Source organism: Aeromonas sp. SER (genome assembly GCF_038739615.1).
GTDB classification, from domain to species: domain Bacteria; phylum Pseudomonadota; class Gammaproteobacteria; order Enterobacterales; family Aeromonadaceae; genus Aeromonas; species Aeromonas jandaei.
This window is the reverse complement of sequence record NZ_JBCGFC010000013.1, coordinates 24,059-46,965: the sequence shown is the minus strand read 5'-3', so window position 1 is coordinate 46,965 and position 22,907 is coordinate 24,059. Positions and strand designations below refer to the sequence as shown.

The 22,907-nt window shown below is 54.8% G+C and carries 13 protein-coding genes; 3 read left to right on the top strand and 10 right to left on the bottom strand.

Translation table 11 applies throughout. The features are described 5' to 3' along the window. Positions 1–41 precede the first annotated feature (41 nt). Together tgt and queA are read right to left on the bottom strand one after the other, a co-directional pair. Positions 42–1,178: a tRNA guanosine(34) transglycosylase Tgt gene (gene tgt / locus AAHA41_RS17580; protein ID WP_041207406.1), complete on the bottom strand. Its 1,137-nt coding sequence runs from the start codon at positions 1,176–1,178 to the stop codon at positions 42–44. A 71-nt stretch (positions 1,179–1,249) separates the two neighbouring features. Beyond that, a complete protein-coding gene (gene queA, locus AAHA41_RS17575) occupies positions 1,250–2,302 on the bottom strand; it encodes a tRNA preQ1(34) S-adenosylmethionine ribosyltransferase-isomerase QueA (protein ID WP_042033560.1) in 1,053 nt (350 codons plus the stop codon). Positions 2,303–2,532: 230 nt separating this feature from the next. Between queA and AAHA41_RS17570 the strand changes: the two genes are divergently transcribed. From AAHA41_RS17570 to ahpF, 3 genes are all read left to right on the top strand, one after another. Next, positions 2,533–2,979: a CBS domain-containing protein gene (locus AAHA41_RS17570; protein WP_040066530.1), complete on the top strand. Its 447-nt coding sequence runs from the start codon at positions 2,533–2,535 to the stop codon at positions 2,977–2,979. A gap of 814 nt (positions 2,980–3,793) precedes the next feature. Further along, positions 3,794–4,360, top strand: coding sequence for an alkyl hydroperoxide reductase subunit C (gene ahpC, locus AAHA41_RS17565; RefSeq protein ID WP_005299724.1), 567 nt, complete (start codon positions 3,794–3,796; stop codon positions 4,358–4,360). Positions 4,361–4,484: 124 nt separating this feature from the next. Then, positions 4,485–6,065, top strand: a complete 1,581-nt coding sequence (gene ahpF / locus AAHA41_RS17560) for an alkyl hydroperoxide reductase subunit F (RefSeq protein ID WP_323069818.1) — start codon at positions 4,485–4,487, stop codon at positions 6,063–6,065. A 111-nt stretch (positions 6,066–6,176) separates the two neighbouring features. Here the strand turns inward: ahpF and AAHA41_RS17555 are convergent, their stop codons facing one another. From AAHA41_RS17555 to AAHA41_RS17520, 8 genes are all read right to left on the bottom strand, one after another. Next, entirely contained in the window at positions 6,177–6,887 is a 711-nt protein-coding gene (locus AAHA41_RS17555) for an SIMPL domain-containing protein (RefSeq protein WP_043851502.1), read from the bottom strand. Positions 6,888–6,943: 56 nt separating this feature from the next. After that, entirely contained in the window at positions 6,944–7,504 is a 561-nt protein-coding gene (locus tag AAHA41_RS17550) for a hypothetical protein (RefSeq protein WP_323069817.1), read from the bottom strand. A gap of 85 nt (positions 7,505–7,589) precedes the next feature. Beyond that, complete coding sequence (locus AAHA41_RS17545) at positions 7,590–14,666, bottom strand: retention module-containing protein (protein WP_342697333.1); 7,077 nt, start codon at positions 14,664–14,666, stop codon at positions 7,590–7,592. 268 nt (positions 14,667–14,934) lie between these two features. Further along, positions 14,935–16,860: a LapD/MoxY N-terminal periplasmic domain-containing protein gene (locus AAHA41_RS17540; protein WP_323069813.1), complete on the bottom strand. Its 1,926-nt coding sequence runs from the start codon at positions 16,858–16,860 to the stop codon at positions 14,935–14,937. Between the two features lie 3 nt (positions 16,861–16,863). Further along, the gene (locus AAHA41_RS17535) at positions 16,864–17,550 is read right to left on the bottom strand and encodes a transglutaminase-like cysteine peptidase (protein ID WP_252353702.1); all 687 of its coding nucleotides are present in this window, start codon (positions 17,548–17,550) and stop codon (positions 16,864–16,866) included. Positions 17,551–17,747: 197 nt separating this feature from the next. After that, on the bottom strand, positions 17,748–19,076 hold the full coding sequence (locus AAHA41_RS17530; RefSeq protein WP_041208465.1) for a TolC family outer membrane protein: 1,329 nt from the start codon (positions 19,074–19,076) through the stop codon (positions 17,748–17,750). A 37-nt stretch (positions 19,077–19,113) separates the two neighbouring features. After that, positions 19,114–20,547, bottom strand: a complete 1,434-nt coding sequence (locus AAHA41_RS17525) for an HlyD family type I secretion periplasmic adaptor subunit (RefSeq protein ID WP_182925667.1) — start codon at positions 20,545–20,547, stop codon at positions 19,114–19,116. After that, complete coding sequence (locus AAHA41_RS17520) at positions 20,540–22,684, bottom strand: type I secretion system permease/ATPase (protein WP_139393955.1); 2,145 nt, start codon at positions 22,682–22,684, stop codon at positions 20,540–20,542. Before AAHA41_RS17520 ends, AAHA41_RS17525 begins: the two co-directional genes overlap by 8 nt. Positions 22,685–22,907: the final 223 nt, after the last annotated feature.

Here is a 22,907-nt window from a genome sequence, read left to right as displayed (position 1 = left end):
TCTTATTGATGTAGATTTGAAAACTAGCTTATAAATTATTGTTATTTAACGTCATTTACAGCTAACGGAGGCACGGGCTTCCCTTGCCGACGGTAAAACTCTGTTACAAAGTCGTCTAATTTACCCTGCTCGATCGCGTCCCGCAAACCCTGCATAACACGCTGGTAGTAACGCAGGTTATGGATAGTATTCAGACGGGCACCGAGGATCTCGTTGCACTTGTCCAGATGGTGCAGATAGCTGCGGGTGTAGTTCTTGCAGGTGTAGCAATCGCAGTCGGCATCCAGAGTGCTGGTGTCGTTGCGATACTTCGCATTGCGGATCTTGACCACACCATCGGTGGTAAAGAGATGACCGTTGCGGGCGTTGCGGGTCGGCATCACGCAGTCGAACATGTCGATACCGCGGCGCACCCCTTCCACCAAGTCTTCCGGCTTGCCCACGCCCATCAGGTAGCGCGGCTTGTCGGCCGGGATTTTCGGGCAGACGTGCTCAAGGATGCGGTGCATGTCCTCTTTGGGCTCACCCACCGCCAGACCACCGACCGCGTAACCGTCAAAGCCGATCTCCAGCAGACCTTCCAGCGACACATCGCGCAGCGGCTCGTAGACGGAGCCCTGGATGATGCCGAACAGGGCATTCTTGTTGCCAAGAGCGTCGAACTTGTCGCGGGAGCGCTTGGCCCAACGCAGGGACATCTCCATCGACTTGCGCGCTTCTTCGTAAGTGGCCGGATACGGGGTGCACTCGTCGAAGATCATCACGATGTCGGAGCCCAGATCGTACTGGATCTCCATGGATTTCTCGGGGTCGAGGAAAATCTTCTCGCCATTGATGGGGTGGCGGAAGTGGACGCCCGCCTCGGTGATCTTGCGGATGTCGCCCAGGCTGAATACCTGGAAACCACCGGAGTCGGTCAGGATCGGGCCCTGCCAATTCATGAAGTCATGCAGATCACCATGGGCACGCATCACTTCCTGACCCGGACGCAGCCAGAGGTGGAAGGTGTTGCCAAGCAGGATCTGGGCACCGGTCTCACGCACCTCTTCCGGGGTCATCCCCTTGACGGTGCCGTAGGTACCGACCGGCATAAAGGCCGGAGTCTGCACGGTGCCACGCTCGAATACCAGCTGACCGCGACGGGCACGGCCGTCGGTGGTTTTCAGTTCAAATTTCATTGCTACCTCGATTCAGTCAGAGAAACAGTCTGACAATTAAAGGCCATTCGGCCCGCTATAAAAGGCGAAGCTTATGCCTCGCCCCGGCGACGGGTGACGAACATGGCGTCCCCGTAGCTGAAGAAACGGTACTGCCCAGCCACGGCGGCCTGGTAGGCGGTCATCACGTTATCATACCCGGCGAAGGCGCTGACCAGCATGATCAGGGTCGACTCCGGCAGGTGGAAGTTGGTCACCATGGCATCGACAATCTGGAACTGGTAGCCCGGGAAGATGAAGATGTCGGTGTCGCCAAAAAAGGGCGCCAGCGGCTTGCCCTGCGCCAGAGTCACTTTGGCGGCGCTCTCCAGCGAACGGACCGAGGTGGTGCCAACGGCAATCACCCGACCGCCGCGCGCACGGGTAGCGGCAATGGCATCGACCACCTCTTGCGGCACTTCGGCATACTCGGAGTGCATATGGTGATCTTCAATCTTCTCCACCCGCACCGGCTGGAAGGTCCCCGCCCCTACATGCAGGGTGACAAAGGCAGTTTCAACCCCCTTGGCCCGAATTTTCTCAAGCAGCGGCTCGTCAAAGTGCAGACCGGCGGTCGGCGCGGCGACGGCGCCCGGCTTCTGGTTGTAGACCGTCTGGTAGCGCTCCTTGTCGGCATCCTCGTCGGGACGGTCGATATAGGGGGGCAGCGGCATGTGGCCGATGGCCTCCAGGATCTCCAGCACCGGGCGGGCGTCGAGGAAATGGATCTCGAACAGGGCATCGTGGCGGGCGCGCATTTCAGCTTCCACGCCACCATCCATGATCATCCGGGTGCCCGGCTTGGGCGCCTTGGAGGCCCGCACATGAGCCAGCACGCTGTGCTCGTCCAGAATGCGCTCGACCAGCACCTCCAGCTTGCCGCCGCTGGCCTTCTGGCCAAACATGCGGGCAGGAATGACACGGGTGTTGTTGAATACCAGCAGGTCGCCCGGGTTGAGCTGGTCCAGCACATCGACAAATTGACCGTGGCGCAGGGCGCCGGTTTGACCGTCGAGCTGCAACAAACGGCTGGCGGTACGCTCCGCCATCGGATAGCGGGCAATCAGCTCGTCTGGCAGATCAAAATGAAAATCGGATACTTGCATCTTTCACCTCGGGGGGAATCGGCGGCTAGTCTAGTTATCCCCATCTTCCAAGGCAACCCAAAAGACCAAAAACCCAAGAGAGACAAGGGGTAGCGGGCAATTTTGTGACCACCAACCGGTTAATGACTCTTTAATGTTTTGTATTGACCCTGATCATGTTTTGCCACCCATGGCTGGGCTAGGGTGGAGACAGGCGGAGAAGAAAAACCAATGCAATCAGGAGGCCTACCATGATGACCATATCCGAAATCATGACGGAACATCCCTTTACCCTGGGGCCGGAGAACAGTGTCAAACAGGCGATGGATCTGATGCAGCAGGAGCGGATCCGCCACATTCCCATCGTTGACGAACACCACCATCTGCAGGGGCTGGTCACCCTCACCGATATCCTGGCCACCCGCGAATCCAAGCTGCTGCTGATAAGCCCGGAGCGGGAGGCGGAATTTACCGACAGCGTCCACCTTGACGAGATCATGACCCGCCAGGTTGCGAGCGTGGATCCCCATGCCGGCATCAAGGAGGCAGCGCTCTATCTGCAGCGCCACCGGTATGGCTGTCTGCCGGTGCTCAAGGGACGCAAGCTTATCGGCATCGTCACCGAGTCGGACTTCATCTCGGTGGCCATCAACCTGCTGGAGTTGATGGAGGAGCAGGAGCCCCCAACCGATTTTTGACACAACAACCTGTAATTTAATTACAGAAAAAGCGTTTTCAGCAGTAAAAAAGAGCAATAAAGGTGAAAGTGTTTCATTTTGATTGAAAAATTACACCAATTGCTTGCCATGTGATCTTCATCACACTATTATCCCCTCATGCAATAGTTGCCGAGGGGGAGATGAAGGAGTGTGCACCCATCCTCTTCCTCTCATATGTCTGCAAGTTTGCACACCCCGTAGTTAGTCTTTGCTGTAAAGCATTTGTTTATATAGCCATTCCTTGTTTGATGACCCGGCTTTATCGTTGCGATAGCGCCGGGATTTTTTTTATCTGCGCAAAACGCGCAGCCCGCTTGCACCAGCTCGAGTCGGCTTCTGCTTTCTCTCCCCCGCCTCCCCTCTTGCTGCTTGTGCCGCTCTTCTTTGCTCCCGATCCATATGACCACTCGATCCCCCAGATCGGGCGATATCCTCATCTTCTTTCGGCAAGCCCCCACTACCTCTTTTTGCCAGGCATAGGGGAGGTATAAATTAAAATCGGGTCATTCTCGCCAAACCCATAAATTTGATTTATAGCGACCGATTTGGTCCGCAACCCCCTCCTTGAAGGCAACAAGCGGCCTTGCGAGGGGGATGCCCGACTGTGGCTACCAGCGGCACCGACGATAGGCCACCGCGTATAAATCCAATATACCGATTAAAGCGATTCAATTTTGTAGCTTTAATCGATTAAAACATCCTCCTATGATGACTCCATCGAAAGTTAAACGCCTCGTCCGGCACGACTCTGCAAACCCGGACAGGCATATGTACATCACCAAGGAGCAAATCCATGTCTACCTACATCAACACTGAAATCAAGCCGTTCAACGCTACCGCCTACCACAATGGCAAATTCGTTCAGGTGTCTGACGCTGACCTGAAAGGCAAGTGGTCCGTGGTGTTCTTCTACCCGGCTGACTTCACCTTCGTCTGCCCGACCGAGCTGGGCGACCTGGCCGACAACTACGCCGAATTCCAGAAGCTGGGCGTCGAGATCTACGCTGTCTCCACCGACACCCACTTCACCCACAAGGCCTGGCACGACACTTCTGACACCATCCAGAAGATCCAGTACCCGATGATTGGCGACCCCACCGGCACCATCACTCGCAACTTCGGCGTGATGATCGAAGAAGCCGGTCTGGCTGACCGCGGTACCTTCGTCATCGACCCGCAGGGCATCATCCAGATCGTCGAGATCAACGCTGGCGGCATCGGCCGTGACGCACTGGAGCTGCTGCGCAAGGTTAAGGCTGCCCAGTACGTTGCCGCTCACCCGGGTGAAGTGTGCCCGGCCAAGTGGAAAGAAGGCGACGCCACCCTGGCCCCGTCCCTGGATCTGGTAGGCAAAATCTAAGCCTCCCCGCTCTGAAGACCGGCCCGTTCAAGGGCCGGTTTTGTTTACGGACCTCAGAAAAGGCGCCGGTCTGCTTTCTGGCCTGACAAAACGCCGACCCGCAATCACAAGAAGGAATTCGACCATGTTAGATACCAACCTCAAACAACAACTCAACGGTTACTTGCAGTACATCGTCAATCCCATCGAGATCAGCGTGTCCGGCAATGACAGCGACAAATCCGCCGAACTGCTGGCTCTGGCCAGCGAGATCGCCGGGATGTCCCCCAAGATTTCCCTGACCGATGGCACCAATGCCCGCAAGCCTTCCATGAGCGTCGCGCCGCAGGGCCAGGCCCCGCGCGTTCATTTTGCCGGCATCCCCATGGGTCATGAATTTACCTCGCTGGTGCTTGCCCTGCTGCAAAGCGGCGGTCACCCCTCCAAGGCCGATGCGGCCGTGCAGGAGCAGATCCGCAATCTGAAGGGCGAGTTCCACTTCGAGACCTATATTTCGCTCTCCTGCCACAACTGCCCGGACGTGGTACAGGCGCTGAACCTGATGGCGACCCTCAACCCCGGCATCACCCACACCATGATCGATGGCGCCCTGTTTCAGGACGAGGTCAACGAGCGTCAGCTCATGGCGGTACCGAACGTCTACCTGAACGGTCAGCCGTTCAGCCAGGGCCGCATTTCGCTCGAAGAGATCGTCGCCAAGCTCGACACCGGCGCCGCCGAGCGCAAAGCTGAGGAGCTGAGCGAAAAAGCACCTTACGACGTGCTGGTCGTCGGTGGTGGCCCGGCTGGCGCCGCCGCCGCCATCTATGCCGCTCGCAAGGGCATTCGCACCGCCATCGTCGCCGAGCGTTTCGGTGGCCAGGTGATGGACACTGTCGGCATCGAGAACTTCATCTCCGTGCCCTACACCGAAGGCCCCAAGCTGGCCGCCAGCCTGGAGCAGCACGTCAAGCAGTACGGCGTGGAAGTAATCACCGAGCAGCGTGCCGCCGCCATCAGCCGTGATGGCTACGTCAATGTGGATCTCGCCTCTGGCGCCACCTTGAAAAGCCGCGCCGTGATCCTGGCGACCGGTGCCCGCTGGCGCGACCTGAACGTGCCGGGCGAGCTTGAGTACCGCACCAAGGGTGTGGCCTACTGCCCGCACTGTGACGGCCCCTTCTTCAAGGGCAAGCGGGTTGCGGTGATCGGGGGTGGTAACTCTGGTATCGAGGCCGCCATCGATCTGGCTGGCATTGTCGAACACGTTACCGTGGTGGAGTTTGCCGACACTCTGCGTGCCGACGAGGTATTGCAGAAGAAGGCCCGCTCCATGGCCAACATCGACATCATCATGAGTGCTCGCACCACCGAAGTGATCGGTGACGGCAGCAAGGTGGTGGGCATGGATTACGAAGATCGCACCACCGGCGAGATCAAACACTTGGCGGTGGCGGGTATCTTCGTCCAGATCGGTCTGGTGCCGAACACCGAGTTCCTCAAGGGGAGCGACGTGGCCCTGACCCGCTTTGGCGAGATCGAGATCGACACCAGGGGCGCTACCTCCCTGCCCGGCGTCTACGCCGCAGGGGACGCCACCACGGTGCCGTTCAAGCAGATCATCATCTCCATGGGCGCTGGGGCGACCGCCGCGCTGGGAGCGTTTGATTACCTCATTCGCAATCCGGCCCCGCAGGCGAGCAAGGCTGACGCAGTCACCGCCTGATAGCCCCGCCAAATGCACAAGCCGACACCCTGCGTGTCGGCTTTTTTGTATCTGTTGCCTCATAAAAAAACTCGCAACAGGTGCGGGTTTTCATCAATCACGCCATCAGCATCATTCGAGCAGGAAAACGGCGTCGATATTGTCAGTCACCGTGATCTGCTGCTGTTGATAGCTGTTGGCAGCCATATCCGCTGCAGGCGCGGCCATCATCGTCTTTACCCTGAGGTTTTGGCTATAGACCGGTATCGGAGATGCGTTGCGATACTCCACGCTATACACCTTGCCCAGCTTCATACCAAACGCCTTGGCCAGCGACTCGGCCTTGCTCTTGGCATCTTCCACCGCTCCCAGTCTCGCCTGCTCCTTGACGGTTTGCGGCGATTTCAGGCCATATTCGATTTGCGATACTGACTCGAGCCCGGCTTTGAGTGCCGTATCCATCAGCTGGCTCAGCTTGTCGAGCTGGTAAAGCTTGACCGCCAGCTGACGCTGGGCACGGTACCCGAGCAGCTCGGGTTTCTTGTTCTCGGCATATTGATATTCGGGAGAGACCACCAGATTGCCCGCCTCCACATCGGAGCGCTTGATGCCCAGCCCTTCAAGCTGACCAAAAAACGCGGCAACCTTGGTATCGACCAGCTGCTTGGCCTTGAGCCCCTGCTTTTCCAGCGCGGTAACCGACACATTGAGCGTCAGCATATCCGGCTCCACCTTCTGCTCAGCGTAACCACTCACCACCAGATGGGGCGCTTGCGGCACTTCAAGGGCAAACAGGGGGGCACTGACAACCAGAGCCGACAGGGTAAGAAGGGGACGCCACATAGAAAAAAGCCTCAATCAACAAGATTGAGGCCATTATGCCCGCAGCAAAGTGAGATTCATATATCGTGCAGTGGCGGGATCTGATCCAGCACCTGATTGGTCAAATCAAGGCTGATGGTGACAACCGGGGCAGACTCATGCTCTCCCCCTGCAGATACTGGCGTGTTGCTGACCTGCACGACCAGCACCTCGTCATCAAAGTGAAACGAATCCCACGACAGAATATGTCCTTGTGGCTGGGAGTGAACCTCTGTCGGTACACTCTCCTCCATTGCCACAGACCAGGGAATAGTCTCGGAGTGCCCCAGCAGATCCTGCAGCTGCGGGGAGTAGAGACTGGCCAGCGAGTACTCCTGCTGGCCCAGATCATGCCCTACCAGAATGACACCATGAGACTCTTCAGCATCCATTGCCGGGGTATAGGTGATCGATGCCGCGGCAAAATCGACACTGAGCGAGCCAGCTACATCACCGGCGTCGTTCTCGATCTCCACGCCATCCAGCTGATCCCCCGCGATCGATGCCTGATAGCCAAACTGGCCTGCGCAGGTAATGGTTCCCTGCCCATCCCAGCTATAACGGATACCATCAATGTCGACCCAGTTGAATGACTGCATGACGCCCCTCTCCTCTGCTGCTGCTATCTTATCCATCCCTCAGGGGAAAAAACAGGGGCCAGGCAAGCCCGGCCCCGAGACAAGATTACGGATCAACCTTCAGATTGCCCTGATTCAACAGGTCTTCAATGATGGTCTGGTCATTGCGTGTTCCTCCCAGTGTCAGGTCGATGTTGTCAAACTGGATAACGTGGGTCGTACTGCCGCTACCCGAGCCATCCAGATCGATGGTGAGTGTTGACTTGCCAGTGCCCGGACCTGTGGTGAAGGTGAGATAAGCATCGAGCGAAGTCTTGTTGGCATGTTCGCCGCTAAGCAACTCACTGATATCCAGCACATCGCCGCCAGTTCCGGTGGTGAAGTCCTTGATCACATCGGTGCCACCCACATCTCCAGCGCCCCACTTGAAGGTGTCCTTGCCGGCACCGCCTGTGAGGGTGTCAGACCCGGTCCCGCCAACCAGAATGTCGATACCGTCACCGCCAATCAGGATGTCATTGCCTTTTTGTCCATAAAGCACATCATTCCCATCGCCACCTTCAAGGGTGTCATCACCACCAACCGCACCTTCCTTACCATACTCTGCATGCTGGCTGTAAAGTTCGTTGAGCAATTGCCCACCACTCTTGCCTGGATTGTCTGCTACAAACTCGAACCAGCCGCCATCCGTATTGTCTGCATGAATACTGTCACCAAAAATCACGTCGTTGCCTGCACCGCCCTGCAACAGGTCAGAGCCGACACTAACAGCGGTAAACAGCGATCCCAAGCCACTAGACAGGTCATCAAAGCTGTCTACGGCGAGGTAGTTGTCTGCAGTGTTGTCGATCGCATTGAGGTTATTGCCAAATGATGCACCGGATGGCACCCCAATCCCGACCGCATTAATCACCACATCCGAGGCAGACAGTGCGCTCAGGGTCGCTATACCGGTCGCAATCTGCGCAGAATTGGTCCAGTTCCCTGCAGTCGGCTCCCCATCTGTGAGGAAGTAGACATATTTATGATTCGCGGCTGGATCCCCGGTCATCATTGTATTGAGTTGTTTCAAGGCTGCTTCGTAATTAGTGCCTCCACCCGACTGCACTAGATTGCTGACAGCCTGCTGAGCAGCAGAAACAGAGGTGTAGGTACCAACATATTTGCTGCTATCTGCAAACGTACCAATCTCGACTTGCAGTTGCGCAATGCCACTGAACTTGGCCAGCAAGTTGTTGATGGCATCTTTCATCAACTGGAATTCCGAGTTGCTGATACTCCCTGACATATCGACCATAAATGTCAGGTTGTAACTACCCGAAGTCACCCCGCCGACATCACCGATCAACACATCAGCCCCGACGCCACCCAATATTGCGCCATCCACATCCGGAGCAAGAAGAGGGTTGGGACGAACGTGATCGTCAATGGCAGTGCTGACCCCGGAACCTGTGTCATTGGCATTGCTACCAACCACCAAGACCGGATTGATAATGGTTAACTTGGCACTGCTGGTATCTCCATCGCCATCTTTAATCTTGTAAGTGACTTCGACAGGCGCCCCCTCTGCCCCCCCTGATGGCGGGGTGAATCGATAGTCACCATCATTTTCAATGTAGAGGGAGCCCTTGTTGGTACCCAATGCAATAGTGAAAGAGGTATTGCTGTTATTGAAGGTGTAGGTTGTTCCGTTGTACTCCACAGACACCAGCTTGGGCGTACCAAAACCGTCGGCACCTGTACTGTCATTGGTTGTTACATTGCCATCAATTACCTGTGTCAGGTTGGTCAGTGTTCCGGACAGCTGACCCGCTGTATTGATCACCACCACATTGTTGTTGTGAGCACCACTCGGTGACCACGCGACACTTTGCAGGTCGGCATCGAGTACGCTGGTTGAGCCAATCCCCACGGCATATGCACCATCAATGCCTTTTTGTGTCAGGAAGTTCGTCCAGTCATTGCGCTCTGTGGCGTTAATTGCCTCATCAGCCGAACTGGGCACTCCATCCGAAATGAAAAATACAAAGGTGTTATCAGCGGAAGGCGGTGTCCCATAATTGTCCCTAACCGCTTGCAACGCATCATCGTAGTCCGTGGAACCGCCAGAAGAGATGCTAGTCAGCTGACCAGTTACCTGATCCTTGGTCAGCCATACCTGACTGCCGACACTCTTGACTGTTGCCGAACTATCAAAATCAACCAGCATCACTTTGACCAGTGAGTTGCCATAGCTGTTCATCAGATTCGTTACAGCATCCTTGATAACCTGCATATTGGTATTACCAATACTGCCTGAGCTATCGATAACCAACACCAGGTTGACTGTGCCATTAGTGCCACTGGTAATGGTATCAGCCACAGCAATCGGACCATCGTCCTTGAAGGCGATATTCAGCCCGTTCGCACTGGTCGCCGTGGTGCTGTCGCCATCACGGTCAGTGACAGTCTGTACCACCTTGATGGCCGCCGCTGACGCCAGCGACACGCTGTCGTCATGGTCGCTCGCACTGCTGCCATCCACACCGTGCTCCAGCGCCGCATACTGGGTCACCGTCACCTTGCCGCTGCTGTCTATCAGCACGCTGAAGGCCTTGGTGCCACTGGTGTTACCGCCGGTCCATCCTTCATAACCGTTGGCCACGGCCACCAGTTTGATTTCGCTGGCGCTGCCACTTTGACCCGCCAGCCACAGGCCGGTGCGGGCTCCCGCAGTAGCACTCAGGCTGTACTGCACGCTGCCTGCCCCGTCAGTGCCATACAACGGGGCATTAAACAGACCGCTAATGGCGCTGCTGCTGATGTCGACTGCATCAAACCCGCCAGTTTCATCTAGGGTTGCGCCAGCACTGGCTGCCGCCTTGGCCGACGAGCTCGGACCATCGTCTTTGAAGCTGATGACCTTACCGATATCCAGAACCCCGCTTGCGTGATCTCCATCCTTATCGGTGACGGTCAAAGTCAAATTAACGTGGCCAGAGCCCAAAAAGGTGGCTTCATCGGGATCAGAGGTTGGGTGAACTACAGCCCGCAGCTGATCAAGGGTCACCTTGCCGCTACTGTCGACCGTGAGGCTAAATACCAGCTGGCCAGTTGTGGCCGTGCGACCTTCGAGGATCAAGCCATTCATTCTCAGCTGAACTTGCTCACCAGTGGCGGTATCAATCAGACCAGAGTTGGCATTTTGTACATTCAGGCTGTAGCTCTGGGATCCCAGACCATCAGCCCCCGGCTGTACGTTGAACACACCACTAAAGTCAGCTGTTGCATCATGATTGAGGTTGGACTCATCGACCTGCAACTGCACAGCACCGCCCCAAGTAACAGTGGTGCTGACATCGTTGTAGTCGTAATCCGAGTTGAGGGTCATATCCTCCCAGTTCTGGTTGCCTGCGCTACCGGTATCCTGCAAATGTGAACCGCCAGGGTTGAGGCTCGCATCGCTGAACACGATGTTGGCACCATCGGCCCCACTCAACGCAGTGCTGCCAACGAATGCCTGCCACTTGCCATTAATAAACTGGAAAGTGACCGCGGCACCATCTACAAGACCGGGATTGGCTCCTCCATTGGGGATAACAAAGAACCCGGTATGAGCAGGATCCAGCGAACTGATATCTGTCTGGCTTCCCACACTCTGACTGTGCACATTTGCCCAGATGACTTTGCCGGACAATGGAGTGCCATCATCACCTTTGACGTAGTAGCCATAGCTATTTGAATAACCGGCGTTGCTACCCAGGAAGGTGACTGAGGAAGTCAGGGACAGCTCACCCACCTGGATTGTCGGTGTATCATCGTTAATGGTGACGGCAAGTACGCCACTGGCACTGTCCCCATCGCCATCTGTCACCTTGTAGCCCACATTGAGGGTGAGATTGTCTTCGGTATCGACCCCGGTGTGCATCAAGGGCTGCAGAAGTTTCACCGAGTAGGCACCAGTGCTCGGGTCGGTAATGGTGACCGTCATCAAGAGACCGCGAGTGGAACTGATAGACAAGGTTCCACTTTGGGCATCCCACGCTGAGGTCACACTTTCACTTCCCAACGCAGTAGGCCCGGAGAGTTCAAGCGATTTGAGGCCATCAGCCCCAGCCTGATAAACCAGATTGCCCGTGACGCTGGTATTGGCCCCTGCAACATCACCAGAGCCACCATTGATCCCGCCGACAAGTCCTTCATCATCAAGAACCAAAGCAGCCTGAACATTGCTTGCTTTGGGGCCATCATCCTCGAAGCGGAACACACCGTTGGCACCCAGGTCTACAGATGCACTGGCACGGTCGCCATCGGCGTCGGTCACAGTCTGCACCAACGTCAGCACGCCCTTGCCCACACTCAGCGCCACGCTGTCATCCGCATTGGTGGTGTCGCCATGCCAGACGTTGTCCAGCAGAGCCAACGTCACTTCCCCGGTGGTCGGGTTGATGGTCAGGGTGAAGTAGCTCACGGTGCCGACACTGCCGGTGATGACGTTACCCACCTGATTGAGCACGATGGCCGCACCCTGCCCGTTCGCGGCCAGCGGGTCGACCGCATACAGGCCGCTCGCCACATCGCTGCCGCTCAGCGCCAGGCTGTAGCCGATGCTGCCCGCCCCGTCGGCCCCAAAGGCCGGGTTGAACTGGGCCTGCACGTCGGCCGCACTCAGGCTGGCACTGGCCACCCCGTCACCGCCAACGCCGCCCAGACTGACCAGGCTTTCATCCACGGTTGCCCCCAGACGCGGGGCTTCCACCGCCAGCCCGGCACGCGGGCCGTCATCCTCGAAGCGGAACACACCGTTGGCACCCAGGTCTACAGATGCACTGGCACGGTCGCCATCGGCGTCGGTCACAGTCTGCACCAACGTCAGCACGCCCTTGCCCACACTCAGCGCCACGCTGTCATCCGCATTGGTGGTGTCGCCATGCCAGACGTTGTCCAGCAGAGCCAACGTCACTTCCCCGGTGGTCGGGTTGATGGTCAGGGTGAAGTAGCTCACGGTGCCGACACTGCCGGTGATGACGTTACCCACCTGATTGAGCACGATGGCCGCACCCTGCCCGTTCGCGGCCAGCGGGTCGACCGCATACAGGCCGCTCGCCACATCGCTGCCGCTCAGCGCCAGGCTGTAGCCGATGCTGCCCGCCCCGTCGGCCCCAAAGGCCGGGTTGAACTGGGCCTGCACGTCGGCCGCACTCAGGCTGGCACTGGCCACCCCGTCACCGCCAACGCCGCCCAGACTGACCAGGCTTTCATCCACGGTTGCCCCCAGACGCGGGGCTTCTTCTGCCAGCCCGGCACGCGGGCCGTCATCATCAAAGCTGAATACCGAACGCTCGCCATCTACCAAGCTGATGGTGGCGCTGTCTGTGACGCTATCTCCATCGCCATCCACTCGGGTTACGCTGTATTGCAAACCCAGAGTGTTCTGGCCGCTCAGCAACAGTGACAGCGATTCATCAAACAGGCCGGTGTTACCGTGAGACAGAGCCTCAAACTGGGTGGTCTGCAGCTGCGCAACGCCATCCACCTCCACTATCTTGATGCTGAACACCACATCACCGTCACCGTCCACCCCTTGCAGCTCGGTCGCGCTCACGGCATTGAGGGTAATCGCACCGCCATCGGTCGCCGACAGGTTGGTTTCAACACCCTCGCTGCCCACGCCCACAAAACTGAAGCTACCTGTCGTACTGCCAGCACCATCAGCACCATAGCTGCCACTGCTGGTAAAGAGCGACAACAGACCGCCAGCGATCGCCGTGGTTGCCTGTGCCAGTGCCCCGCTCACATCGTCACTGACGTAACCATCATCCACATCGCTACTGTTGTAGGTGTCTTCCTTGCCAACAGTCTCGTCCAGGCTCACCGACAAGCCGCCAAAGTCAGCCTCTTCCGCCACGCCCACACTCTGGCTTGGAACATCATCCAGCACTGCAATATCCAGAGTGGCGCTGGTCGTATCTCCATCATCATCCGTCAGTGTCACTAGGAGGTTTTCACCCAACTGAATGTCGTTGGCCGGTTGTTGATGAGCTTCGTTATCAAGAAGGGTATAGCTGTAGGTCACTGAGCCATTCCCCGTAACCGGATCGTAGGTAATGGCCGTAATTTGCAGAGTGTTACCCAAAGGGGTATCAACCGACTGCGGCAAGGTCACGACTGCGCCATTACTGATCAGCTGAAGTCCCCCCACACTCAGTAGCTGAACCCCATCAGGAGCATTGAAGGTAAATGTGCCGCTTTGAGTCAATTTAGCAGCATCTGGTGCAGAGCCATCTGCCAGATTGGCATCACTCACCAGCACTTCCCCACCTTCAACTGCCAACCCTTGCAGGTTTACCCCTTCATCGACCGGAGTAATAGTAATAACAAGAGTTGACGATACGGTGTCCTGCCCATCGGTTACTTGATAAGTGACAGCAGGTACCGCCCCGTCGTAGTTGGTTGCCGGTGTAAATGTGTAACTGCCATCTGCATTGATGATCAGGGTTCCAACACCGGTAATTGTTGCAGCAACACCAGCTGGAACTCCGATATTGATCCCCCAGTCATAAGAGACGATCGTGGCGGTAGCCGGCCCGTCAGGGTTGGTACTGTTATCCAGAAGATTACCGCTGATAGGCGAATCCTCCTGGGTAGTCACTGTTTCATCCAGATCTGCCAGTACATTAACCAACAGCGGGTCTGCAGCCTGAGCTTGATCAAGCACAGGTGTCGTATCGTAGGTTGTATCAAAACCGGCAGCAGCTATTGTGGCATCTCCGACACGGTCGATAGTGACAAAACCACCATTACCACTCGTTCCAGCGACCCCACCAATCCCACCACCGCCACCACCGGCTGCAGGTGCACCACCTGCGGCTGACGCTTCAAAGTTTTGAGTCGGGTCAACACCCTGCAAGATTGATTTTTGCAAAGCCGCTATATCGGAAGGCGCTCCATCACCACTGGCATTTGTACCACCCTGCGGCTGATCGGGTTGAGCCTCATCGGCACCGGTTGGCTGGTTCTTTGCAGGGGAATCATCGTAGGGCGAAAGGGCCAACTTGGCATCATCGGCGATGACCAATTTGGCACCGGGTTGTAAAATTTCGCCTTTTTGCAAAGGGCGCTGTGTTCCATCAGCCAGCACTATCTCTACGTTGCCTTCAACACCCGATACAACGACGGTTTTATCGATGACTTGAGTACGCATATCCATTGCTCCAAGGTGGCGGATCTCGCTGGATACACCTTAGAAGCACTTGCCAACTCTAACCGTTGCAAAAAATATATATATTGGCGGAACAGGGATGTTCAATAATGAACCAAATCGAACGAAGCTGTTTTTTCCTTTAATATCAACACATTAAAAAAGACCCCATTGAGACCTTATTCACTTTTTCATTCACTAATGACAAATTGATTTTATGAACAATATAAAAAGCGGCCCTGAAGGCCGCTTTGATTCAGAAAACATCGTTTCAGGATAGGGGAAAGGCCGGGTGAACAAATCCCTGGTATCCATCGATATGCAATTTGGAGAGTAGCTCCACTTGCTGCTGGTCTTCCACCCGAGTGGCAATGGTCAGAACACCGGCATTGTGGGCTGCACGACAAACAGCGGCAAGGAAGGAGGTATCGGCCCCCGGCTCCATCACCTGGCTGGTATAGCCATGATCCACCTTCACATAAGCAGGGGCCAACTCTTCCAGATAACCGAGAGACTGGAAGTGGCGACCATAGTGATCAACACCCCATTCGAAACCAAGCTGACGCAATACCTGAACCAGTGCTGTCACTTGCTCCCGATGTTTCACAATCGCCGCCTCGGGAATTTCAAACAGCAGACGCCCCTGCAGACTCACATGCTCCGAGAGGAATTCTGGCAACCACACCAGGAAATCATCAGAGCAAAGTGAACCAGCGGTAATATTGATAGCCAGCGTCAACTCGGCATCTTGTTGCAACAAGCCGGTACTCGACTCCAAGATAGCCTGGTCAAATTCACTCCCCAGTTTGAACTGTTCAATAGCAGGTAAGAATTGTCCTGCAAAGTAATCCGTTCCATCGCGCGAAATAGAGGCAAACAACTCGGCATGCATGCGCGAACCATTATCAAAGCGGCAGGCGGGTTGTGCCTTGAAGCGCCATAGATGACGGTTAATCGCATCTTGTACCAAGTCGCGCCATGCCAGACGTCCCATCATGCCCTGGCTATCTCCACCTTCAATAACAACAGCCCCACGACGTTCATTACGGGCTTTACCAAGTGCATTATCTGCCTTGGTCAATAGAGCTGAGAGATCATCGTTACCATCACGGCCCGCAATACCGATAACAGAGAGCGGGTTGCCCTCCTCCATCGGATTAACCACCAGGTCTGCAATACGGGAGTTAATAATCTCTGCCAGCTCTTTGAGCTGCTCAAAATCATCAGTCGGGCATAACAGTGCATACTCGGTTGCCGAAATGCGTGCAACAGCGGCACCATCCCATCCCTTAAGCTGCTCGCGCAACACCTGGGCGATGGACTTGACCATATTGTCACGAGCCGCGAAACCTTCATCACGGTAGATATCTTCCAGCATATCCACCGCAACCAGCATAACCCCGCCTTGACCAGCTTCAGCAATCCAGGCATTTACTTGGCCAACAAAATAGGCTCGATTACCCAAACCGGACACTGCATCGACATAGACGCGCTCACGCAGTTTTTCTGCCTCTTCAGCCTGTTCTTTGAACTGCACAGCCAGCTTGCCGGAGAGAATATTGATGGCCTGAACAACTTGCTTCAGCTCATGAGTCCGAGGTTCGGGGATGGTATGACCAAAATGGTGCAACTCAATCTCGACGGCTTGGTCACAAATCTGTTTGAGCGGCTTTAAGAGGAAGTTCAGCGCTCGCATCAACAAAATAGTGGTAATCAAAAAGCCAATCACAAACCAGGTTGCCAATTCGCTCATGCCCACCCACAGCTCGTGATAAGCTTGGCCCGGATGACCGACCACCTTCAATTTGCCGAGCTGTAGCCAACCAGATGTCAGAATCGACTCGTTGGAGACTTCAGGAAACAACCCCAATTTAATAAACCAGTCAGGTACACCCTGAATACGGCTACTGTTCTCCTCTTCAATCACATCTTTCGAGGCAAGCAGATCAAGCCGCACAATACGATAATAACCACCGTCAAATATCGCCTTGATCACCGACTCGGCACCGACTTTGTCTCCGTTTTCCAGATAGGGAGTCAGAGCCAGCCCCAGTGACGTCGCGGTGTTTATCACCGTAGTTTCCTGCTGCTGTGCAAGATAGGAGCGTGTCGAATTGAATTGCACCCAATAGGTGGCTGCAAACAACAATCCAAACAACAGCAACATGGTGGCCAATAACTGTCTGTAGAGCGTCATAGGTTAATCATCCAAATTCACCACAGGCCGAGCCAATCGCCCTGATGTCATGCGATTGCGTAAATCATTCCATAACCCCAAGCGGGATGAATCACCAGCCAGTTCCCCTTGGCCTCGCGCTTTCATCAACCACAAGTGACTACCGTTAAAACTGAAAACAGGCACAAGGTCATGCCGCTGGGTAGCAGGACGAATTGAGCCTATTAAATTGTCCAATATAACCGGAACTGACGATGGTGTTTCATAATAGGCTACGACCATATGAAACTGGTTATAGTCGAGTGCCTTGACGTATACCATGCGCATTTTCTCATCAGGAATACCGAGTTCAAGCAAGGTGGAATACTTGGCAATACTGAAATCTTCGCAATCACCACCGGAAGCCCCCAAAAACTCCAATGGGGTCGCCCAATAATCTTTTTTACGCCACAACTTTATATCGTCAATAAAACGCATCTGATTAAAGAACTGATTCACCTTTTCCAGCTTCTGGCGTTCACTTAATCCAGCATCCTTGTTTTGCTGCACCAGTGTGCGCCAAGTGGTGACTCTCTTCCCTGCCCGAATGCCGTAGGTCTGCTCAGCTCGCTTGATCAACTGCATATCTTCCTGAGTCAACGGTTGGCTGGCTGAGAGCAATAAAGAGAGAGGGAGTAGGAATAGCCACAGAGCAGCACGCACCATTCGCATCAAGCTGCGACTAGCGCCAAACCGGGCATGAGAAATACCAACAGATGACAACCAGAAAGTCACATCATTTTCCTGCCGCATCGTTGGTGAAACACTCCTGCACAAATCACCCGGTTTGAGCCAGACAGGATGGCATTATAGGTATCGCCATCCTGCCTGCAGTTACCCTAACCAAGAAAGGGCAACTGAATACCAACTTACTGCTTGGCCTGCCACTCGGTAGGCTGTTTGAAGTTGAACGCATTAAGCAGGCTACCCGTCGCATTCAAAATGCGATAGTCGGCCAGCAATGAGTCGTACTCTGCTGTGATATAGCTGCGGCGCGCTTCAAACAGTTCGTTCTCGGTGTTCAATACGTCCAGCAAGGTTCGCTGTCCCAAACCAAATTGCTTCTTGTATGCCTGAACAGTGTCATAGCTGGCATCCACGTGCTCTTTCAAGAAGGTTTTCTGTTTGGCCAGTGACTCTTTGGCGTTCCACGCAAGACGAGTTCCCTCTTCAACTTGACGGAAAGCATTCATATGAATGTCTTTTGCCTGAGAGTACAGCGCAGATGTCGCATTGCTTTGTGCCACATCGGAACCACCACGGAACAGGTTGTAGCGCATCCGCACCATGGCAGTCAGATCGTCGTTACGGCCTTTAACAGCATTGATATCCTCGTTCCAGTTCTGATCGACCTCAAAAGTCACATCAGGATAGAAACCGGACTTGGCACCTTCATGCTGGTACTTGGCGGCTTCAATATCTTGCAAAGAGGAGAGCAAAGTGGGGTGAACCTCGGTGGCTGTCTTCAAAGCACTCTCGAGTGACGGCGGAAGCAGCTCTGTATTCGGTGTCGGTTGAACCAGATCTTTTGGCACCTCATTGACGACACGAATAAATTCACTTTCAGCATCACGATAGTTGTTTTCTGCCGCAGCCTGGTTGGAATAGGCTCGAGCCACACGGCCATCGATCTGGGTCTGGTCAGCAGTTGAACCAAGGCCGGAGTCAGTACGCTTGCGGATATCGCTGCGGATCTGCTCGTGGGTCTCGAGGTTTTGTTTGGAGAGTTCCAGGATCTCCTGCTGGCGCAGCATATTGAGGTAAACCTCAGCTACCCGCAGAGCCGTATTTTCAGCTTCGGAGATCATCGCCAGACGCTGGGCATTGGCCTCTGCCTCGGTTCTGGAGACATTGCTACTGACATTGAAACCGTCAAACAACATCTGACGCAGACTGATCCCCGCCTCTTTACGAGTCATTGAGTCATCAATCGTTGTCGAGTTGGAGCCAGCAGCTCGAGTTGTCGGGCTATCGACCTTCTCGTAGCCAACGCCACCGCGCAAATCGATGGTGGGGTAGTAACCCCCTTTGGCGCCATCATGCTGATAAAGACGAGCCTGATAAAGATCAAACGCCTCTTTGATCTTGGGATGAGTCGCAAGTGCCTGCCCCACCGACTCTTCCAGAGTCTGGGCCTGCACCAATGCTGGCAACATAGTTACGCCACTGACCAGCATGGCAACAATCGTTTTTTTCATGTTATCTCCAGTCATGTCTTGTTTTTAGATTGTTGGCTTATCGTTCTCTCAGTGCCGACTGTTTTGCCCGTAATATCGGCTTAAGCAAATAGTCTAGGACACTTTTTTTACCAGTAATTATATCTGCACTGGCTAACATACCGGGGATGATGGGAAGTGCGTTAAGCTCATCGCCCAAGTAACTTTTCTCGGTACGCACCCGAACCAGATAGAAGGAGTTACCCTCTTCATCCTGGATCGAGTCCGCACTTATCTGTTCAACCTTACCATGCAAGCCTCCATAGATGGTGAAGTCGTAGGCGGTGATCTTGACCACGGCATCAAGCCCTGGCCGCAAGAACGCTATATCTTTCGGAGATACTTTGGCTTCCACCAGCAGGGTATCTTCCAGCGGAACGATCTCCATCAAATCCATACCGGGCTGGACAACCCCACCCAGAGTATTGACCTTGAGTTTTTTGATCGTCCCCTTAAGCGGGGCAATCACGCTGGTGCGATCAACCCGATCTCGCAATCCGACCTGCCCTTCCGACAACTGCCCCAGTCTGCCTTGTTTTTCATTCAACTCGGTCTGCGAATCAGCCCTGAATTTGAGGGCGATATCGTTACGCTTGGAGATGGTCTCACGCAGCACCGCATTGAGCTTGGGAATAAGCAGATGGTTGCTCTCAAGCTCCCCCTGCATTTCGTTGACCTGCCGCTCCAATTTGATCAGCTCAACCTGTGGCACAATCCCCTCTTTTGCTAACGGACGGCTGATATTGAGCTCTTGTCTTGCAAGTTCCACGCTGCGATTGACGGTGCGGATCTTGGCGTTGAGCTCAATCAACTCCTGCTCATTCTGCTCAATCTGCTGGCCTAGAATATAGAGCTGGTTCTTCAGGTTATTGAGACGATCCTTCTGGACTGAACGTTCACGGTTGGCATATTCGGCAAAGACAGTTTCATAGCCATCCGGAAACTCAATGGGCGCTTCGCCCACCACAACCTGTTCACGCCATCCCAGATTCGGCTCGTTTTTCACCTCGACGCTAGCCATTTCTGCATGTAGCCGAGCAATGTCCCCTTTAAGAGTCACCAACTCCTGCTCACGCTCGCGAAAATCGGAACGAAAACGGGTGTCATCAATACGTAGCAGTGGTTGGCCTTTTTCGACGATGTCGCCTTCTTTGACGAAGATCTCCTTGACGATCCCTCCTTCCAGGTTCTGGATAACTTGCAACTGGCGAGAAGGGATGACTTTGCCCTGCCCAACAGTCACTTCATCCAGCTGCGCCCAGGCGGCCCACACAATCGCGCTCATAAAGAAGAAGAAGCAGCACCAAAGCAGAATGCGCGCCCGGGTCGGTGTCGTCAGCAAAACGGCTGCGGCACCATCATCGACAAAGGCAAGATGCTCGGGGGCTGGCAACACTTCATCGGAAGGACGCTTTTTTAATCCCTTGAACCAGCCTAACAACCGCTTAGCCATGGGATACCTCCTGCAGCCGTACCTTGCCCTCTTTGAGCTGTTGCAACACCGCCTCTTTCGGGCCATCAGCCACGATTTGCCCCTGCTCGATCACTATCACTCGGGATGCGACATCAAGCATGGAGGTTTTGTGGGTGATGAGAATCAAGGTCGTTTCCGGACCCAGTCTGGCCAACTCCTGTTTCACCAGCATTTCAGACTGGTTGTCCATATTAGAGGTCGGTTCATCCATCACCAGAATGGGCGGATCATTAAGCAGAGCCCGGGCCAACAGGATGGCCTGACGCTGGCCGCCCGAAAGCTGGCGCCCACCTTCACCTATCTGCCGATCCAGACCATTGGGATCCCGGTTGGTAAAGTTGGTCACACCGGCCCGTTTGGCGGCGCGCAATACCCGCACATCGTCCACCAGCGGATTACCCAGCATGATGTTATCGCGCACCGAACCAAAAAAGAGCACGACATCCTGCGGCACACAGCCAATATTGCGGCGGATCACCGAGGGTGGCAGCTGATCGAGTTCAAAACCATCGATTCTGACCGAGCCATCAGTCGGACGATAGAGGCCCATCAAGAGCTTCTCGAGGGTAGTTTTACCTGCACCGATCCGGCCGATAATTGCCACTTTCTCACCCGGCTGGATGCGCAAATTGATATTGTGCAGGGTACTGGTCTCCATCCCCGGATATTTGAAGGAGACATTCTCGAACTCAATCCGACCAGAGATAACCGGATGATGGATATATTGTTTTCCCTCCTCCTGCTCACCCGGCGTTACCATGATCTTTTCCAGAATATCCAGCGCAGACTTGGCCTGGTTATAGCGGGTCGAGAGCACAGAGAGCTGCACCATGGGCGCGATGGCACGGCTGGATAGCATCACGGCCGCGATCATCCCTCCCATGGTCACATTGCCCTCGGATATCTGGTAAACCCCGACAATCACCAACCCGACCGTCACCACCTGCTGGATGTAGCTCGCCAGTGACGACATGGAGTTAGTGATGCGACGGGTCTGTACGCCCCAGGTAGAGATATGAGATACCGCCTGCTCCCAGCGATGCTGGAACATGCTTTCGGCACCAAAGATCTTCACAGTCTCAAGGCCCGAAATACTTTCGATCAGGTTGGCGTTTTTCTGGGAAGCCAGTCGCGATCCCTCTTCAATCGACTTCTTGAGCGGCTCCTGAATATAGAAGCTGTAAGCGATCAAAATCAGCATGGCAACAATGGGCACCACCACCATGGCACCGGCAAAGATCCAGATAATAAAGAGGAAGAAGATGGCGAAGGGGAGATCAATCAGCGTTGAAACTGTTGCTGAGGTAAAAAACTCCCGTACCGACTCAAACTCCTGCAAATGTTTGGCAAAAGCACCAGTTGAGGCAGGACGAGACTCCATCCGCATGCCCATCACCTTGGCAAAAATCTTCGCAGAGAGCAGTACATCCGACTTTTTGCCGGCGATATCGATGAAGTAACTGCGCAGCTGCCGCATCACATAGTCGAAGGTAAAGACCACCATGGCACCGACTGCCAGCACCCAGAGCGAGTCAAACGCCAGATTGGGTACAATCTTGTCATAGACGTTCATGGTGAAGAGCGGGCTGGCTATTGCGAACAGGTTGATCAGAATGGACGCGATCAATACATCACGATAGATTCCGCGGGATTCAAACAATGTACTCCAGAACCAGTGACCGTCACGGGTTTCCAGCACCTTGGGCGAACGTTCATCAAACTTGAACTGTTTCTTCACATAGAAGAGGCGCCCGATATATTCGTCCCCCAGCTGGGCGGCCGCAACCCACTGGGTCGCATCCCCAGCCTGCGGAAAAATCACTTTTCCCTGGCTTCGATCTTCATTCCATTCCAGCAAAATGCAGGCGCCGCCATTGCGCATCTGCAGCACGCAGGGCAGCAGCAGCGGGGAGATCTCATCAAGCGGTTGAATGACTTCACGGGCAGAGAGTCCTCCCCGCTCGGCAGCACGACCAAAAAGCGACGTGGTCAGACGCCCCGATACCAAGGGTAAACCGGTCGTCAGGGCATCCTGACTGTTGGGCACGCCGTAAAAGCGGGTCAGAAAGACCAGACACTCCAATAACTCATCAATACGACTTGTTTCTGCTTGCATAGCATCCTGTCACTGCATGAATGAGGTCGAGATAACCCCGCTGCCACCAGAACCTGTTCTTGCCAATCCAGATCAAGAACAACTGCCGCCACTGGCAATACCGCGGAGGGGAACGGCGCATCCGGGGTCGTTAATCCGGTTCGTTCTAAACAGCGGCATGGCTCATTATCGATAAAAGAGCGAGTGAAATACTCTGCTGACGTTTAGCTCATCATTAAATGTG

Bases quoted from the DNA above. Each gene is read 5' to 3' on its own strand.
- tgt (WP_041207406.1), bottom strand. From the start codon at position 1,178: ATGAAATTTGAACTGAAAACCACCGACGGCCGTGCCCGTCGCGGTCAG.
- queA (WP_042033560.1), bottom strand. From the start codon at position 2,302: ATGCAAGTATCCGATTTTCATTTTGATCTGCCAGACGAGCTGATTGCC.
- AAHA41_RS17570 (WP_040066530.1), top strand. From the start codon at position 2,533: ATGATGACCATATCCGAAATCATGACGGAACATCCCTTTACCCTGGGG.
- ahpC (WP_005299724.1), top strand. From the start codon at position 3,794: ATGTCTACCTACATCAACACTGAAATCAAGCCGTTCAACGCTACCGCC.
- ahpF (WP_323069818.1), top strand. From the start codon at position 4,485: ATGTTAGATACCAACCTCAAACAACAACTCAACGGTTACTTGCAGTAC.
- AAHA41_RS17555 (WP_043851502.1), bottom strand. From the start codon at position 6,887: ATGTGGCGTCCCCTTCTTACCCTGTCGGCTCTGGTTGTCAGTGCCCCC.
- AAHA41_RS17550 (WP_323069817.1), bottom strand. From the start codon at position 7,504: ATGCAGTCATTCAACTGGGTCGACATTGATGGTATCCGTTATAGCTGG.
- AAHA41_RS17545 (WP_342697333.1), bottom strand. From the start codon at position 14,666: ATGCGTACTCAAGTCATCGATAAAACCGTCGTTGTATCGGGTGTTGAA.
- AAHA41_RS17540 (WP_323069813.1), bottom strand. From the start codon at position 16,860: ATGACGCTCTACAGACAGTTATTGGCCACCATGTTGCTGTTGTTTGGA.
- AAHA41_RS17535 (WP_252353702.1), bottom strand. From the start codon at position 17,550: ATGCGAATGGTGCGTGCTGCTCTGTGGCTATTCCTACTCCCTCTCTCT.
- AAHA41_RS17530 (WP_041208465.1), bottom strand. From the start codon at position 19,076: ATGAAAAAAACGATTGTTGCCATGCTGGTCAGTGGCGTAACTATGTTG.
- AAHA41_RS17525 (WP_182925667.1), bottom strand. From the start codon at position 20,547: ATGGCTAAGCGGTTGTTAGGCTGGTTCAAGGGATTAAAAAAGCGTCCT.
- AAHA41_RS17520 (WP_139393955.1), bottom strand. From the start codon at position 22,684: ATGCAAGCAGAAACAAGTCGTATTGATGAGTTATTGGAGTGTCTGGTC.